At 71.0% G+C, this 15,705-nt stretch carries 17 protein-coding genes; 6 read left to right on the top strand and 11 right to left on the bottom strand.

What is annotated here, in order from left to right; all coding sequences use genetic code 11:
• Window positions 1-182: 182 nt before the first annotated feature.
• Window positions 183-638, top strand: coding sequence for an SSI family serine proteinase inhibitor (locus DY218_RS16150; protein WP_128556736.1), 456 nt, complete (start codon window positions 183-185; stop codon window positions 636-638).
• 37 nt (window positions 639-675) lie between these two features.
• Here the strand turns inward: DY218_RS16150 and DY218_RS34565 are convergent, their stop codons facing one another.
• The 5 genes from DY218_RS34565 to DY218_RS16130 all read right to left on the bottom strand — a co-directional run bounded on the left by DY218_RS34565 (window position 676) and on the right by DY218_RS16130 (window position 5,184).
• Complete coding sequence (locus DY218_RS34565) at window positions 676-834, bottom strand: hypothetical protein (RefSeq protein WP_199566751.1); 159 nt, start codon at window positions 832-834, stop codon at window positions 676-678.
• 150 nt (window positions 835-984) lie between these two features.
• Window positions 985-1,932 carry a cytochrome c oxidase assembly protein gene (locus DY218_RS16145; protein WP_128556735.1) on the bottom strand — a complete coding sequence of 316 codons (948 nt, stop codon included), beginning with the start codon at window positions 1,930-1,932 and terminating at the stop codon, window positions 985-987.
• A gap of 120 nt (window positions 1,933-2,052) precedes the next feature.
• On the bottom strand, window positions 2,053-3,078 hold the full coding sequence (locus DY218_RS16140; protein WP_128556734.1) for a 6-phosphofructokinase: 1,026 nt from the start codon (window positions 3,076-3,078) through the stop codon (window positions 2,053-2,055).
• A 120-nt stretch (window positions 3,079-3,198) separates the two neighbouring features.
• Window positions 3,199-3,927 carry a type 1 glutamine amidotransferase gene (locus DY218_RS16135; protein WP_128556733.1) on the bottom strand — a complete coding sequence of 243 codons (729 nt, stop codon included), beginning with the start codon at window positions 3,925-3,927 and terminating at the stop codon, window positions 3,199-3,201.
• An 18-nt stretch (window positions 3,928-3,945) separates the two neighbouring features.
• On the bottom strand, window positions 3,946-5,184 hold the full coding sequence (locus DY218_RS16130; protein WP_128556732.1) for a MurT ligase domain-containing protein: 1,239 nt from the start codon (window positions 5,182-5,184) through the stop codon (window positions 3,946-3,948).
• Between the two features lie 138 nt (window positions 5,185-5,322).
• On the opposite strand from DY218_RS16130, the gene def reads away from it, so the two are divergent.
• Window positions 5,323-5,871: a peptide deformylase gene (gene def, locus DY218_RS16125; RefSeq protein ID WP_128556731.1), complete on the top strand. Its 549-nt coding sequence runs from the start codon at window positions 5,323-5,325 to the stop codon at window positions 5,869-5,871.
• Here the strand turns inward: def and DY218_RS16120 are convergent.
• The gene (locus DY218_RS16120) at window positions 5,868-6,512 is read right to left on the bottom strand and encodes a TetR family transcriptional regulator (RefSeq protein ID WP_128556730.1); all 645 of its coding nucleotides are present in this window, start codon (window positions 6,510-6,512) and stop codon (window positions 5,868-5,870) included. The genes def and DY218_RS16120 overlap by 4 nt on opposite strands.
• A gap of 161 nt (window positions 6,513-6,673) precedes the next feature.
• Between DY218_RS16120 and DY218_RS16115 the strand changes: the two genes are divergently transcribed.
• Window positions 6,674-7,900, top strand: a complete 1,227-nt coding sequence (locus DY218_RS16115) for an acyl-CoA dehydrogenase family protein (protein WP_128556729.1) — start codon at window positions 6,674-6,676, stop codon at window positions 7,898-7,900.
• A 67-nt stretch (window positions 7,901-7,967) separates the two neighbouring features.
• Here the strand turns inward: DY218_RS16115 and DY218_RS16110 are convergent, their stop codons facing one another.
• Window positions 7,968-8,489, bottom strand: a complete 522-nt coding sequence (locus tag DY218_RS16110) for a MarR family winged helix-turn-helix transcriptional regulator (protein ID WP_128556728.1) — start codon at window positions 8,487-8,489, stop codon at window positions 7,968-7,970.
• 218 nt (window positions 8,490-8,707) lie between these two features.
• Between DY218_RS16110 and DY218_RS16105 the strand changes: the two genes are divergently transcribed.
• Window positions 8,708-9,781 (top strand): alkene reductase, encoded by a 1,074-nt coding sequence (locus DY218_RS16105; protein ID WP_128556727.1) that lies wholly within the window; start codon window positions 8,708-8,710, stop codon window positions 9,779-9,781.
• A gap of 50 nt (window positions 9,782-9,831) precedes the next feature.
• Here DY218_RS16105 and DY218_RS16100 read toward each other — a convergent pair whose 3' ends face one another.
• Both DY218_RS16100 and DY218_RS16095 read right to left on the bottom strand, forming a co-directional pair.
• Window positions 9,832-10,320: a glutathione peroxidase gene (locus DY218_RS16100; RefSeq protein WP_128556726.1), complete on the bottom strand. Its 489-nt coding sequence runs from the start codon at window positions 10,318-10,320 to the stop codon at window positions 9,832-9,834.
• Entirely contained in the window at window positions 10,320-11,000 is a 681-nt protein-coding gene (locus DY218_RS16095) for a 2'-5' RNA ligase family protein (protein WP_233521632.1), read from the bottom strand. The genes DY218_RS16100 and DY218_RS16095 overlap by 1 nt, the downstream gene beginning before the upstream one ends.
• Before the next feature lie 313 nt (window positions 11,001-11,313).
• On the opposite strand from DY218_RS16095, the gene DY218_RS16090 reads away from it, so the two are divergent.
• Window positions 11,314-13,548 (top strand): MMPL family transporter, encoded by a 2,235-nt coding sequence (locus tag DY218_RS16090; RefSeq protein WP_128556724.1) that lies wholly within the window; start codon window positions 11,314-11,316, stop codon window positions 13,546-13,548.
• A 68-nt stretch (window positions 13,549-13,616) separates the two neighbouring features.
• Here the strand turns inward: DY218_RS16090 and DY218_RS16085 are convergent, their stop codons facing one another.
• Complete coding sequence (locus tag DY218_RS16085; protein WP_128556797.1) at window positions 13,617-13,847, bottom strand: hypothetical protein; 231 nt, start codon at window positions 13,845-13,847, stop codon at window positions 13,617-13,619.
• Window positions 13,848-14,061: 214 nt separating this feature from the next.
• On the opposite strand from DY218_RS16085, the gene DY218_RS16080 reads away from it, so the two are divergent.
• The gene (locus DY218_RS16080; protein ID WP_128556723.1) at window positions 14,062-14,592 is read left to right on the top strand and encodes a hypothetical protein; all 531 of its coding nucleotides are present in this window, start codon (window positions 14,062-14,064) and stop codon (window positions 14,590-14,592) included.
• Window positions 14,593-14,661: 69 nt separating this feature from the next.
• On the opposite strand, the gene DY218_RS16075 is transcribed toward DY218_RS16080, so the two are convergent.
• Window positions 14,662-15,636 (bottom strand): ABC transporter substrate-binding protein, encoded by a 975-nt coding sequence (locus tag DY218_RS16075; protein ID WP_128556722.1) that lies wholly within the window; start codon window positions 15,634-15,636, stop codon window positions 14,662-14,664.
• Window positions 15,637-15,705: the final 69 nt, after the last annotated feature.

Here is a 15,705-nt window from a genome sequence, read left to right as displayed (position 1 = left end):
GGGATCCGGCCGTGTCCGTGAGCCTGCCCCCGGGCCGCCGGAGCCACCCCTTCCGCCGACGAGTCCCGCGCACTCGTTCGAGGGACCACGCCGTGTGGTGCCTTGCCGGCCCGCCCCGGTCGGGATCCGCTGTGCCTGCCGTACCGCAAGGAAGACCCGCAACAAGCCCCTGGAGTGCCCGGATGCGTCTGCACGCCGTCACCGCCGTCACCGCCGTCACCGCCGTCGTCACCGCTCTGCTCGCCCTGGCCGTATCGCCGGCCGCGGCTGCTGACGGGGGCGCCGCGGATCCGCAGGAGCCTGCGGGCCTGTTCCTGACCGTCTCCGGCTCCGACCGCACCTGGATCCGCGGGGTCGAGCTGCGCTGCACACCGGAACCGGCCGGCAGCCACCCTCGGGCCGCCGAGGCCTGCGCGGCGCTGCACGATGCGGACGGAGACCCCGGCGCCCTGGCCGGCGAGCCGCGACCGTGCACCAAGGAGTACGACCCGGTCACCGTCACCGCGAAGGGCACCTACGACGGGACGCGCGGGAGATACCGGATGCGCGGCACGGCACCGGTGGAGCTGGACTGGTCGAAGACCTTCCCCAACGCCTGCGCGATGCACGCCGCAGCCGACCCGGTCTTCGACTTCTGACCGGTGCCGGTGCGCCGCAGGCCGGCGAGGGGCGGAATCAGGTGGGCCGGGACACGGTCATGGCCAGCGTGACCAGGCCGAGCACGACCCAGCCGAACCACAGCCAGCCGTTGCTCCCGAGGGCGGCGGTGTACGCCGTCACGGTGACGAGACCGCCGACGGTCAGCGCCCCCATCGTCTTGGTGGATCCGGGCATCTCGAACCCTCCTCCCGTGGTCCCCGGCGGAAGCCGGGAACCGCGACCAGGACTTCATGGTCACCCGGACAGCCCACTTTCCGCTAGGCAGCGGACAGCACCCGGCGGGCGACTGCCCGCGAAGATCGGGAGACGATTGGGAGACGCCGCCTAGCGGCTGCGCGCCTGCAGGGACGCGAGATAGGCGTTGTACGCCTGCAGCTCCTGGTCGCCGTCCCGGTCCGCGGCGCGGTCCTTGCGGCGGGCCTGCCGGTCCTCGGAGCGCTTCCACTGGTAGACGAGCGCCACCAGGACCACCACGGACGGGATCTCGCTGAACGCCCAGGCGATGCCGCCCGCCGCCTGCTGATCGCCGAGCGCGTCGAGGCCGAGCGAGGCCGGCGGATGCAGATACGCGCCGACCATCGGCTCCGACGCCATCATCAGTGCGATCCCGAAGAACGCGTGGAACGGCATCCCCGCGAACAGCTCGAGGATCCGCATCACGTACCCCGGCCGGTGCGGTCCCGGGTCCACGCCCATGATCGGCCAGAAGAAGACCAGGCCGACCACGAGGAAGTGCACCATCATCGCGATGTGCCCCGGCTTCGACTCCATCAGGAAGTCGAACAACGGCGTGAAGTAGAGCCCGTACAGACTCGCGATGAACAGCGGAATGGTGAACGCCGGATGGGTGATCACCCGCAGATAGCGGCTGTGCAGCAGCAGATTGAGCAGCTCGCGCGGCCCCTTGCGGCCCCGCGGTGCCACCGGCAGTGCCCGCAGCGTCAGCGTGATCGGGGCGCCCAGGAGCAGCAGGATCGGGGAGAGCATGCTGATGACCATGTGCTGCACCATGTGCACGCTGAACATGACCATGCCGTAGTCATTGAGCCTGGTCAGCATCACCAGGGCGATGGTGAGGACGCCGGCCACGAACGCCACCGCGCGGCCCACCGGCCAGGAGTCGCCGCGGCGGGTGAGCCGTACGACCCCCCACAGATAGAGCACCAGGGCGAGCACGCAGCCCACCAGAAAGAAGCCGTCCCACGACGGCTGCAGCGCCCGGCCAAGCGTGAACGGCGGCAGATCCGTCATGCCGTGTCCGCTGTGGTCCATCCGCTCACTCCTGATTCGTGCCTGTTGTCCGCACCAGACTAGAACCGCCCCCGGCCGCTGCTGCGGGCGGGGGCGGTGCTCGGGGGCGTCTCCCCGAGGGTCAGGTCGCGGGCAGCGGCGTCACAGTACGCACTCGGCCTCGGCGTACCGCGCGTCCGGCACCGTCTTCAGCGTCTCGACGGCCTCGGCGAGCGGGGACATCACGATCTCGGTGCCCTGCAGGGCGGTCATCATGCCGAACTCGCCGCGGTGCACGGCCTCCACGGCATGCCAGCCGAAGCGGGTCGCGAGCACCCTGTCGTACGCCGTCGGCGTCCCACCGCGCTGCACATGGCCGAGGATGACGGGGCGGGCCTCCTTGCCGAGGCGCTGCTCGAGCTCGATGGACAGCTGCCGGGCGATGCCGGCGAACCGCTCGTGCCCGTAGATGTCCTTGCCGCCCTCGTCGTACTCCATCGTGCCCGCGCGGGGCTTGGCGCCCTCGGCGGCGACCACGATCGCGAACTTCTTGCCGGCCTCGAAGCGGGCGCCGACCTGCTTGGTCAACTCCTCGATGTCGAAGGGGCGTTCCGGTACGACGATGGCGTGCGCGCCGGCCGCCATGCCGGAGTTCAGAGCGATCCAGCCGGTGTGCCGGCCCATGACCTCGACGATCAGTACACGCTGGTGGGACTCGGCCGTGGTCTTGAGGCGGTCGAGGGCCTCCGTCGCGACGCCCACCGCGGTGTCGAAGCCGAACGTCACATCGGTGACGGCGATGTCGTTGTCGATGGTCTTCGGGACGCCGACGATCGGCAGTCCGCCGTCGGACAGCAGGCGCGCGGCCTTGAGCGTGCCCTCGCCGCCGATCGGGATGATCGCGTCGAGACCGAGCTCCGCGAGATGGCCCTTGGCGCGCTCCACACCGTCCCGCAGATGGGCGGGCTGGACACGGGACGAGCCGAGGATGGTGCCGCCGCGGGCCAGGATGCCGCTCACGGCGTCCAGGTCGAGCTTGCGGTAGTCGCACTCCAGGAGGCCCTTCCACCCGTCGTGGAAGCCGATGACCTCGTCACCGTGGTCGACGACGGCACGGTGCACGACCGACCGGATGACTGCGTTGAGGCCGGGGCAGTCGCCGCCGGAGGTGAGCACACCAATACGCATGGCCCAGAAACCTTTGCAACGTGGGCGGATGACCGGACCACGTCGTCCGGCTAAGACCCCGTCACCTTACTAGCGCCGGGTGACGGGGCCGAATTGGTCCACTCCGTGGGCGGCCGGGCCTCAGGCCGGCGTGGTCGCCGCGGTGATGCGCTCCGCGCGCAGCTCCTCGTACCAGCGGTCGTCGGTCGGCGGCAGTGCGTTCACATCGAGGGCCAGCTTGAGCAGCAGGTCCGCGATCTGCGGGTTGCGCGCGAGCACGGGCCCGTGCATGTACGTGCCGAACACCGTGTCGTTGTACGCGCCTTCGGTGCCGTCGCCGGTGCCGTTGCCCTGCCCGAGCCGGATCCGGGCGAACGGACGGGCGGTCGGGCCGAGATGGGTGATGCCCTGGTGGTTCTCGAAGCCGGTCAGCTGCGGAAGCCCGAGCGGCTGGTCGATGTCGCCCAGGACGTCGCCCACGCAGCGGGCGCCCTCACCGCGCGTGGAGACCACGTCGAGCAGGCCGAGGCCGGGCTCGCGCTGACCGAGGTCGTTCACGAACTCGTGGCCCAGGATCTGGTAGCCGGCGCAGACGGAGAACACGATCGCGCCGTTGGACACCGCGTGGTTCAGGCCGCCGTCCCGACGCAGCCGCTCCGCCGCGAGCCGCTGCGGCCGGTCCTCGCCGCCACCGATCAGATAGATGTCGCCGGAGGTCGGCACGGCCTGGTCGCTGCGCACGTCGTACCGCTCGACCTGCAGACCGCGCTGCCGCGCGCGGCGCTCGACCACGAGGACGTTGCCCTGGTCGCCGTACGTGCTCAGGAGGTCCGGGTAGACCCAGATCACGCGCAGGCTGTTGTCGCTCATGCTGTTTCGTCCTTACCGTCAGTTGCCGACGCGCCGGCGCAGGTCCTGGAACGCGGTGTAGTTCGCGATGGCCTCGATCCGTCCGGGCGGGGCCAACTGCACTGCCTCGTCGGCCGTTTCGCACACCCGGAAGTCGAGCCCGGCCACCTCGAGCCGGACCGCCAGGTCGAGCCGGCGGTCGCCGATCACGAAGATCGGGTGCCCCGCCAGGCGGGTGTAGTCGACGTCCCACAGCCAGGAGGTGTCGGTGCCGTCGGCGCCGCGGGCGTTCACCGAGAGGATCACCGGGGTCGGCGGCGGATCGATCAGGGAGAAGGTCTCCAGCCAGCCGGCCGGGTTCTTCGCGAGCAGCAGCCTGAGGTCGCGGCCCATGAACTGCACCACGTCGTAGCGGCCGGCGACCGCCTGCACCTGGTACATCCGCTCGAGCGCGACCTGCGGCGGTACGCCGAACACCGCGGCGACGGCGGCCGAGGTCGCGGCATTCGCCTTGTTCGCCCGGCCCGGCAGCTGGAGGTGGATGGGCCAGGCCGAGCCGTGCGGATCGAGTACGTGGTCGCCGTTCAGCGCCCAGCTCGCGGTCGGCCGGCGGAAGCCGCACTCGCCGCAGAACCAGTCGTCGCCCGGGCGCTGCATCACACCGCCGCAGGACGGGCAGGACCAGGCGTCGTCCTTCCACTCCTGGCCGGCCGCCACCCACACCACGTTCGGCGAGGAGGAGGCGGCCCAGACGACCAGCGGGTCGTCCGCGTTGGCGATGACGACCGCCTTGGAGCCGGACAGGCCCTCGCGCCAGCGCTCGGCCAGCATCCGGGTCTCGCCCGCCCGGTCCAGCTGGTCGCGGGAGAGGTTGAGCAGCGCGATCGCCTTCGGCGTGACGTCACGGGCCACGCCCGCGAGGTACTTCTCGTCGACCTCGATGATGCCGAACTTGGCGTCGGAGCCGCCCGCGAGGGCCGAGGTGATACCGGCCGGCATATTGGCGCCGAGGGCGTTGGACACCACCGGTCCCGCCGCGCCGAGTGCCTCGGCGATCAGCCGGGTGGTGGTGGTCTTGCCGTTCGTCGCGGAGACAAGCACCACGTCGAGGTGGGTGGCGAGCCGACCCAGCAGATCGGGGTCGAGCTTGAGCGCCACGCGGCCGCCGATCACCGATCCGCTGCCGCGCCCCGCGGCCCGCGACACCGCCGCGGCCGCCTTGCCCGCCGTCACGGCCAGCTTGGCCCGCGGCGACAGCGGGTCCGTGTTGCCTGCCATCGTCCCTGTTCCTCCTTGCCTCCGGCGCCGCGCCTGCCCCCGGCACTGGTCGGGGCTCAGCCTACCGAGCTCCGCACGCAAGCCCGAACGGCGCCACCGCTCACCGAGAGGAAGAGGGGGGAACGTACCCTTACGCGCATGCGACACGGTGCGATCCCGGGCAGCTCGGGACGGGTGCGGCCCCTGACCCTGTTCGGCGCATCCGCGCTGCACTCGCCCTGCGACGAGGTGACGGACTTCGGCCCCTCGCTCGCCGCCCTGGTCGAGGATCTCTTCGCGACCATGTACGCGGCACGGGGCGTGGGCCTCGCCGCCAACCAGATCGGTGTGCCGCTGCGCGTCTTCGTGTACGACTGCCCGGACGACGAGGACCGCCGCCATCTCGGCCATGTGGTCAATCCGCGGCTCGTCGAGGCGGACGGCGTCGAGGTGCGCGGGCCGGAGGGCTGCCTCTCGCTTCCGGGCCTCGAGGCCGGCACGGTGCGCCACGACCACGCCCTGGTCGAGGGGGTCGATCTGCACGGGGAGCCGGTACGGGTGGAGGGCACCGGCTTCTTCGCCCGCTGTCTGCAGCACGAGACGGACCACCTGGAGGGGCGGATCTACCCGGACCGCCTCAGCGGCTGGCGCCGCGCGAAGCTGCTGCGCTCGGTCCGGCGTGCGCCGTGGGGGAACGGGGCGGCCTAGAACCCCGGACCGCCCACCCGGTCGCCCGCCTCGGCGAGCCGTCCCCACAGCAGATCCGCCAGGCTGCGTACCAACTGGGCGCGGGAGCAGGGCCGTTCGCCGAGCCACCAGTCGCCCGCGGCATGCATCATGCCGACGATGCCGTGGCCCCAGACCCGGGCCAGCTCCTGCCCCTCCGGTCCGAGATCGACGCGTTCGGCGATCACGAGGGCGAGCTCCTCGCCGAGCCGGCGCAGCAGCGGCGCCGAGTGCAGACCGACGTCGAAGCCCTGCTCGGCGTCCTTGCCGCTCTCCGGCGGGTGCATCAGGAAGCGGTAGACCTGCGGTCGGGCCTCGATCGCCGCGAGATATGTGTCGAGGGTGCGCTCCACGCGCTCACGGCGGTCGTTCGGAGCGTCGAGTGCTGCGCGCAGGGCGTCGAGGAGGGCGTCGGTGTGCCGTACGGCGAGGGCGCGGTAGAGCCCGCCCTTGTCGCCGAAGTGCCGGTAGAGGATCGGCTTGGTGATGCCGGCCTCGGCCGCGATGGCGTTCATCGAGGCGCCGGGCCCGTCCCTCAGGACCACGCGGTCGGCGGCCTCGAGCAGCTCGCGGCGCCGGCGCTCGGCCGACCGTTCCTGGTCGGTCCGCTGAGTGGTCTCCATGGTGGTCTCCCCGCCCGTGCGATTGCGTGACGCACGCGCAACGTAACACCATCGCCGATTCCGCATCGGGCCAGGAGCGGGTGCCTTGGCGTGGGACTTGACGTGAGTACTGGCGGGTAACATACTCTCGTTACCGCAAGTAACCAGGTGTTGGAGGGGACATGGCCGAGTTCACCATGGAGCTGAACGACGAGCAGAAGGAAGTCCGGGACTGGCTCCACGGTTTCGCCGCCGATGTGATCCGCCCCGCGGCCTCGGAATGGGACGAGCGCGAGGAGACCCCCTGGCCGGTCATCCAGGAGGCCGCGAAGCTCGGCATCTACTCCCTCGACTTCTATGCCCAGCAGTTCTTCGACCCGACCGGGCTCGGCATCCCCATGACGATGGAGGAGCTGTTCTGGGGCGACGCGGGCATCGCGCTCTCCATCGTCGGCACCGGCCTCGCCGCCGTCGGCGTCCTCGCCAACGGCACCGAGGAGCAGATAGGCACCTGGGTCCCGCAGATGTACGGCGACGCCGACGACGTGAAGGTCGCGGCCTTCTGCTCGTCCGAGCCCGACGCCGGCTCCGACGTCGCGTCCATGCGTACCCGCGCGGTGTACGACGAGGCCAAGGACGAGTGGGTCCTCAACGGCACCAAGACCTGGGCCACCAACGGCGGGATCGCCAATGTCCACGTGGTCGTGGCGGTCGTGGACCCCGAGCTCGGCTCCAAGGGGCACGCCTCGTTCATCGTTCCGCCGAACACCCCCGGCCTGTCCCAGGGCCAGAAGTTCAAGAAGCACGGCATCCGCGCCTCGCACACCGCCGAGGTCGTCCTCGAGGACGTCCGGATCCCGGGGCACTGCCTGCTCGGCGGCAAGGAGAAGCTGGACGAGCGGCTCGCCCGCGCCCGTGAGCGGGCGAAGGCCGGCGGCGAGAGGGTCAAGAACGCGGCGATGGCCACCTTCGAGGCCTCCCGCCCCGCGGTCGGCGCCATGGCGGTCGGTACCGCGCGGGCGGCGTACGAGGAGGCGCTCGAGTACGCCAAGACCCGCAGCCAGTTCGGCCGCCCGATCATCGACAACCAGGGTGTGGCCTTCCAGCTCGCGGACATGCGCACCTCGATCGACGCGGCCCGGCTGCTGGTCTGGCGCGCCTCCTGGATGGCGACGACCGGCAAGAAGTTCACCTCGGCCGAGGGCTCGATGTCGAAGCTCTACGCCAGCGAGACCGCCAAGAAGGTGACCGCCCAGGCCGTCCAGATCCTCGGCGGCAACGGCTTCACCCGCGAGTACCCGGTCGAGCGCATGCACCGGGATGCGGCGATCTACACGATCTTCGAAGGCACCAGCGAGATCCAGCGCCTGGTCATCGCCCGCACCCTGTCGGGACTGCCGATCCGCTGACGCGCCCGTCGCGCGACCGCACGTGACGGCGCCCTCCCGGCTTTCCGGGAGGGCGCCGTCCGCTGCGTCAGTCGGGCGGCGCGCAGCGGTCGACGGCGTCGGCGAGGCTGTCCGCGATCCGGGACAAGGTGCCGATCGCGGCCCGCTGTTCCTCCTCGCTCAGGCCGGCGGCCGTGCTGCGCTCGAGGTCCGACCAGATTCTCTCGACCTGCTCGCGCAGCGCGAGGCTCGCGGCGGTGGGCTCGACGATCGTGACGCGTCCGTCCATCTCGCACGGCCGCCTCCGGACGAATCCGGCGTTCTCCAGGCGCTTGACCGTACGGGTCATGGTGGCGGCGTCCGAGCCCAGGACCCGTACGAGATCGGTCTGCCGCTGCGGGCCGAGGTCCCACAGCTGCATCATGACCAGCTCCTGCCCGGGGTGGAGGCCGACGCGGCGCAGCAGCTGTGCGGCGTGCAGGCGGTGCAGCCGGGCCACCCGGAACACCGCATGGTTCAGGGCGCCCGCGCCGGTCGGGGACGGCGGCGGAGTGCGGGGTGAGTCGGCTGTGCCGTTCCCCTCATCTGCGGGATCCGGTTCCTTCGCCATCTCGCATGTGGCCCTTCGTCATTCACTGTCCGGCCAGGCGGAGTCTACCTCCGCGGCGCTCGGCTCGCCTGTGGGTGGATTGCGGGGTGCAAGTAGCTGTGATCCATGGACAGTTCACTTCCTTGTGTGGCTCAGCTCACATACGCACAGGAATGCGTCGGCCGGTTTACCTGTTCGGACAGGCAATGAGCAGGTAACGCCGACCGAGGAAGCCGATCATGACTACTGCCTTCGACCCGTACGACCTCTCCGGTACGCCCCTCACCAACCGCACGGTGATGGCTCCCATGACCCGCAGCCGCGCCTTCGGGCCCGGCCTGACCGCGACGGACCTGATGGCGGAGTACTACGCGCAGCGCGCCGGTGCCGGCCTCATCGTCACCGAGGGCACCCAGCCGTCCGTCGTCGGCCAGGGCTATCCGGACACCCCCGGCATCCACAGCGCGGAGCAGATCGCCGCCTGGCGCAAGGTGACCGACGCCGTGCATGCGGAAGGAGGCCGGATCTTCCTGCAGATCATGCACGCCGGCCGGATCGGGCACCCGAGCCTGACCGGCCTCACCCCGGTGGCGCCGTCCGCGGTCCGTCCCGCAGGGCAGGTGTACACCCATGAAGGGCCACTCGACTTCGTCACCCCGCGCGAGCTGACCGCGGACGAGGTGACGCAGACCGTCGCCGACTTCGCGGCCGCGGCGCGCAATGCGATCGAGGCCGGCTTCGACGGTGTCGAACTGCACGGCGCCAACGGCTACCTGATCCACCAGTTCCTCGCCCCGGGCAGCAATCGGCGCACCGACGCCTGGGGCGGCAGCCCCGAGGCCCGTATCCGATTCGCGGTGGAGACCACCAAGGCCGTGGCCGAGGCGATCGGCGCGGAGAAGGTCGGTCTGCGCATCTCGCCCGGCAATCCGTACAACGACATGGACGAGGGCGACCCGGCCGACTACGAGGCCACCTACGCCGCCCTGGTGGACGAGCTCGCCCCGCTGGGCCTGGCCTATCTGCACCAGCTGGAGGTCGCCGGCGCACGCGACCTCGTGGGACGGCTGCGCAAGGCCTGGCCGGGCACCTTCGTGCTCAACCCGTTCACCGGGGACGACCCCACCGGGCCGGACGCGCTCGCGCTGATCGAGGACGGCACCGCCGACCTCGTCGCCTTCGGTGCGCTGTTCCTCGCCAACCCCGACCTGCCCGCCCGGCTCGCCACGGGTGGCCCGTTCAACACCCCTGACCGCGCCTCGTTCTTCGGCGGGGACCAGCAGGGCTACACGGACTATCCGGTCGCCGGCTGACGGGCGCGGCGCGGGGGTGCGGGTGCCACGGGGCACCCGCACCCCGTGGGTCAGGCCGGCAGCACCGCTTCGATCGCGGCGACCAGCTCGGCGGCCTCCGGCTCGGTGCGCGGGCGGAAGCGGCCCACGACCTCACCGCGCCCGTTCGCCAGGAACTTCTCGAAGTTCCACTGGACGTCCCCGGCCTCGCCGTCGGCATCCGGGGTGCGGGTCAGCTCGGTGTAGAGCGGGTGCCGGTCCGGGCCGTTGACGTCGGTCTTCGCCAGGAGCGGGAAGGTCGTGCCGTACGTCGTCGAACAGAAGGTCTCGATCTCCTCCGGCGTGCCCGGTTCCTGGCCGGCGAACTGGTTGCAGGGCACGCCGACCACGGTGAACCCGCGTGCCCCGTACTGCTGTTGCAGCCGCTCCAGGCCCGCGTACTGCGGTGTGAGCCCGCACTTGGACGCCACGTTCACCAGGAGCACCGCCTTGCCCTCGTACGCGCCGAGCGTCGTCGGGTCACCGGACAGGGTGTGCAGGGGGATGTCGTACAGGCTCATCAGCTCTCCTCCGGAATGCGTGCGGTCCTCGCCGCCATCCTGCCGGAGACGCCGGCCGGTCCGGGAAGCGGGCGGGGGAGCGGGGTGTCCGCCGATGCCGAGCCCAGGCGGTACGAGCGAGCGTCGCTCCAACCGTCCGGGCCGAAGACTCCGAGCAGGATCTCGGCGACCCGGGAGACCAGCGGGAGTGCCGGGGCGAGACGGGACTCGAGCGCGTCGTACGCGGTGCGCCAGGTCGCCGGGCCCTCGTGGTTGGCGAGCGTGAGATGGGGGTCGAGCCCTTCGCCGAAGATGCCGCGGTACGGACGGGCCTCCGGCCAGCGGGTCGTGAGAGCGGAGGTCAACGCCCGTACCGGTGCGCAGGGTTGGGGATCCAGGTACAGGACACCCGGCCAGCGCAGGAAACGGGTGAAGGACAGCTCGAACGGCGCGTGGGCGCCGAAGAGTTCACGAAGTTCGCGGTCCACTTCGGCGTCGATCCTGCTGCGGTGCAGGAACGGATAGAGCACGGTGACATGCGCCGGCGGCAGTCCGGGGTGCACCAGCGCGTCCGCCTCGGGCACCCGGATGGTCAGCGAGGTGTCACCGTGCACATCGGGCCAGCCGGACTCCGCGGCGCGGGACGCGGCTGTCGGGGGCTCGGGGCGCGCGGGCGGTACGGCTCGGTCGATGCGGGTCACGGTGCGCCATCGTGGCATGGGGGTGGTGCGGGGCGAGGCCGGGTCCCCTGACCGGCAGGATCGTCCCGGCGAGTGCCGCGTCTCAGGGTCAGCGGGCGATGTGCGGTGTACACGTATACGGGCGGCCTACGCCTCTCGGTGGCGGAAGTGCACCGGATGTACCGCGATCGCAGTACGGCAGTCCGGTCATTGGGGCGGATCAGAAGGCCCGGTTCCGCCCGGACCATGGAGAACGTCACCTCGATGACCGCCGGAGCTGCGTGGTCGTCGGGTCCCTCCTGTCCGTGTCCCTTCGCCAGGAAGCTTGGTTCCCGTGGCTACGTTCCTTTATCGCCTGGGCCGGCGCGCATTCCGCCGTCGCGGCCTCGTCGCCCTGCTCTGGGTGGCACTGCTCGTGGGCGCCGGCGTCGCGGCATCGACCGCGCCCGCGCCCCCCGACGATTCGTTCGCCATGCCGGGGACCGAGTCCCAGAAGGCCTTCGACCTGCTCGACGAACGCTTCCCCGCGGCGAGCGCGGAGGGTGCCCAGGCGCGCGTCGTGATCCGCGCACCCGACGGCGAGAAGATATCCGGCGCCGACGGCAAGGCAGAGGTGTCGAGCCTGGTGGCGGCGCTCGGTGACGGCCCGCAGGTGGCCGGCGTCGCCGACCCGTTCAAGGCCGATGCGGTCAGCAAGGACGGGACGACCGCCTATGCGTCCGTGACCTACAAGGTCAACGCGATGGAGCTGTCCGACGAGGCCCGGGACGCCCTGACCAAGGCGACCGACGACGCCCGTGCGGCCGGCTTCACCGTGGAGACCGGCGGCGACGCGGTGATGGCCGAGGAGGAGATCGGCGGCAGCGCCGAACTCATCGGCATCGGTGTGGCCGCAGTCGTCCTCCTGCTGACCTTCGGCTCGCTGGTGGCCGCCGGGATGCCGCTGCTGTCCGCGATCATCGGCGTCGGCATCGGGGTCTCCGGCATCGGGGCCCTCGGCAGCGCGCTCGACCTGTCCGCGACCACCTCCACGCTGGCCATGATGATCGGCCTGGCGGTGGCGATCGACTACGCCCTCTTCATCGTGTCCCGCTATCGGGCGGAGATCGCCGAGGGCAAGGAACCGGAGGACGCGGCGGGCCGCGCGGTCGGCACCGCCGGATCGGCGGTCGTCTTCGCCGGACTCACCGTGATCGTGGCACTCGCCGGCCTCGCCGTCGTCAACATCCCGATCCTCACCAAGATGGGTCTGGCCGCGGCCGCGACCGTCGCCATCGCCGTCCTCATCGCGCTGACCATGACGCCCGCGCTGCTCGGCTTCGCCGGACGCAAGGCGCTCAGCCGCAAGGACCGCAAGGCCGCCCAGGCGGTCTCCGAGGGCCACCGGTCCGCCGAGGGACGTCCGAAGCTCGGCACCCGCTGGGCCGGATTCGTACTGCGCCGCCCGGTGACCGTGCTGCTCACCGCCGTACTCGGTCTCGGCGTGATCGCCGTGCCCGCGTCCAGCATGGAGCTCGGGCTGCCGGACGAGGGCACCGCGGCCCCGGACACCACCCAGCGCAAGGCCTACGACATGCTGTCGGAGTCCTTCGGCGCCGGCTTCAACGGCCCGCTGATGGTCACGGTCGACGCCCGTGGCGCGGACAACGCCCAGGGCGCGGCGGACGCCGTAGGCAAGGCCATCACCGACCTCGGCGAGGCGGCGGCGGTCACGCCCGCCACGTTCAACGAGGCCAAGGACACCGCCACCCTCACGGTGGTGCCCAAGACCGGCCCGAGCGACGCGGCCACCGAGGACCTGGTCAAGTCGATCCGCTCGCTCGCCGACGGCATCGAGTCGGACACGGGCGCCGAGATGCTGGTCACCGGCATGACGGCGATGACGATCGACTTCTCGCAGACCCTGGACGACGCGCTGATCCCGTATCTGGCGCTGGTGGTCGGCCTCGCCTTCCTCCTCCTGATGCTGGTGTTCCGCTCGGTGCTCGTCCCGCTCAAGGCCGCTCTCGGCTTCCTGCTCTCGGTCGCGGCCGCGCTCGGCGCCGTCGTCGCCGTCTTCCAGTGGGGCTGGCTCGCGGACCTGGTCGGGGTCGACCAGCCCGGACCGATCATGAGCATGATGCCGATCTTCATGATCGGCGTGGTCTTCGGTCTGGCGATGGACTACGAGGTCTTCCTGGTGACCCGGATGCGCGAGGCGCACGTCCACGGCGAGAGCCCGGCGCAGTCCGTGATCACCGGCTTCACGCACGGCGGCCGGGTGGTGGCCGCGGCCGCGATCATCATGATCAGCGTCTTCTCCGGCTTCATCATGGAGAACGACGACATGATCAAGATGATGGGCTTCGGCCTCGCGATCGCCGTCCTCTTCGACGCCTTCGTCGTCCGGATGGCCATCGTGCCTGCCGTACTCGCGCTGCTCGGCAGCAAGGCCTGGTGGCTGCCCAAGTGGCTGGACCGTGCGCTGCCCAACGTCGACGTCGAGGGCGAGAAGCTGCACAAGGCGCTCGACGGCGACACCCCGCCCACCGCACCCCAGGAGCGGGAGCCCGCGGGCGCCGGCGTCTGACCGGATCAGGGCTCTGGCCGGCGCGGTGTCCCGAGGACGCCGCGCCGGTTCGTCGTATGCGCCCGCTGTCATGTGTCGACACTCTCGGGCACCCGGGGATACAGGGCGGTGACGAGGTCGAACAGATGCGCCTCGTTCCCCGAGAGGCCCGCGCGGTCGAGGGCCGCGTCGACCTCCGCGATCGGGCCGTCGAGCAATGGCCAGGAGTCGGGCACCCGCTCCGGGGCGAGAAGCGCGGAACGGGCGGTCTGAAGCAGCCTCACATAGGCCTGTGCCGCGGCCACTTCGAGGTCGTTCATCATGGGGTGCTCCCTCGCGTAGTCGATTCGTTGCGCACAGTCTTGCGCGAGGGTCTGACAATCGGCCGCGACAGCGCTGTGACCAGGGCTGCAGGGGGATTTGGGGAGCTTCGACCGCATCGGTCGGCGGCGGGGCGGGAGTTCTGTGGAACCAGAGGATTTCACCGGCTCCCCGAATCCCCTCTCGGCGCGCCGCCTCCCCTAGAGTTCGACCATGTTCAAAGCCGGGGTGGGATTCTTCGCGTTGTTCGGGCTGGCCTGGTGGGCGGCCGCGCTGAGTGCGTTCGACAGTACGGCGGTGGTTGCCGTAGCGGCAGTTGCGGGCGTGGTCCTCAGCGCGCTGCTGATGGTGGCCGCGAAGAGACTGCTTCCGGAGTCCGCCGGCGGTCGGCTGCCCAAGGAGCAGGGGCGTGCCTTCGGGCGGATCAACCTCGTCCAGTGGGTCGTGATCGCCGTGATCGTGGTGGTGTGCGGCCGGGCAGGGGTCCCGGAGTTCATCCCGGCGCTGGTCGCGATCGTGGTCGGGGTGCACTTCCTGCCGTTGGCGGCCGTGTTCGGACAGCCGCACATGCGGGTGCCCGGTGTGCTGCTGATCGTCGCCGGCGCCGCGGGCTGCGGCATCGGCCTTGCCGACGGCTCGCCCGAGACGATGCGGCTGGCCGTCGGATCGCTCGCCGCCCTCACGCTGTGGGGCACCGCGGCCTGGACGGTCATCGGGGCGGCACGCTCACCGGAAGAGGCCTGAGAGCCCGACAGGCGGTGGTGGTACGGCCGAAGCACGTACCACCACCGCCTGTCGGCAGGTCTACGGCGGTCAGCCCGCCAGGGCGCTCTTCACGTCGTCCAGGACCGTGCGGGCCGCGATCGGTCCGCCGGCGCTGTTCCACGCGGAGCCCTCGATGACCACCACGTGGCCCTCCTTCTCGGCCTTCAGACCGGAGAAGTTGGGGACCTTCTTCGCCTCCTTGTAGGCCTTCTCACCGGCCGCCTTGTCGCCGAGGGCGCCGAGGAACATCCAGTCCCCGTCGATGGTGTCGAGCTTCTCCAGGCTCACCGGCTCGCTGCGCCCCGCGCTCTCGCCCTGCTGGTCCTTGGGCCGCTCGAGGCCGAGCGTGGCGAGCGTGGAGCCGACGTGGCCCTCGCCCTTGCCGACCACCGAGGGCGCGCCGTCCTGCCAGCGGATGACACTGGTCACGGCCTTGGCGTTCTTGCCGAGACCCTTCTTCGTCTTCGCCACGTCCGCGTCGAAGGTCTTCAGGAGTGCGTCGGCCTCGGAGGACTTGTTGAGGACGTCGGCGGTGGCCTTGAAGGCGACCTTCCAGTCCTCGTTCAGCTTGGCGGTCAGCACGGTCGGGGCGATGGCCTGCAGCTTGTTCAGGACCCGCTTGGAGCCGACCGTCTCGTCGAGGACGATCAGGTCCGGCTGCAGCGTGGCGAGCTTCTCCAGGTCCGGCTCCGCGACGGTGGCCACCACGTCGGCCTTGGAGGCCTTGTCGGCCAGGTAGGTCGAGACGCCCTCCTGGCCGCGGCCGGCGGTGGCGCCGATCGGCTCGATCCCGAGCGCCAGGGCGGCGTCGAGCGTCGGCTCGCTGAGCGTGACGACCTTCTTGGGAGCCTTGGGCACCTCGACGCTCTTGCCGTTGGCGTCCTTGACCTTACGGGTGTCCGAGCCACCGGCTGCCTTGTCGGACCCGGAGTCGTCGTCGCTGCCGCATCCGGCGAGAACGAGTACGCCGGCCACCGCGGTGGCGAGGAGAGCGGTACCGCGACGGGCACGAGGGGTGAACATGAACTTCGGCTCCTAGGTGATGGGTTGAGCCCCGTGGGCACGGGGGGTGTTCTTCTCGGGGAAAGCGGA

The sequence above is a fragment of the Streptomyces triticagri genome, assembly GCF_003429565.1.
Lineage (GTDB): Bacteria > Actinomycetota > Actinomycetes > Streptomycetales > Streptomycetaceae > Streptomyces > Streptomyces triticagri.
This window is presented reverse-complemented; position numbering and strand designations above follow the sequence as displayed.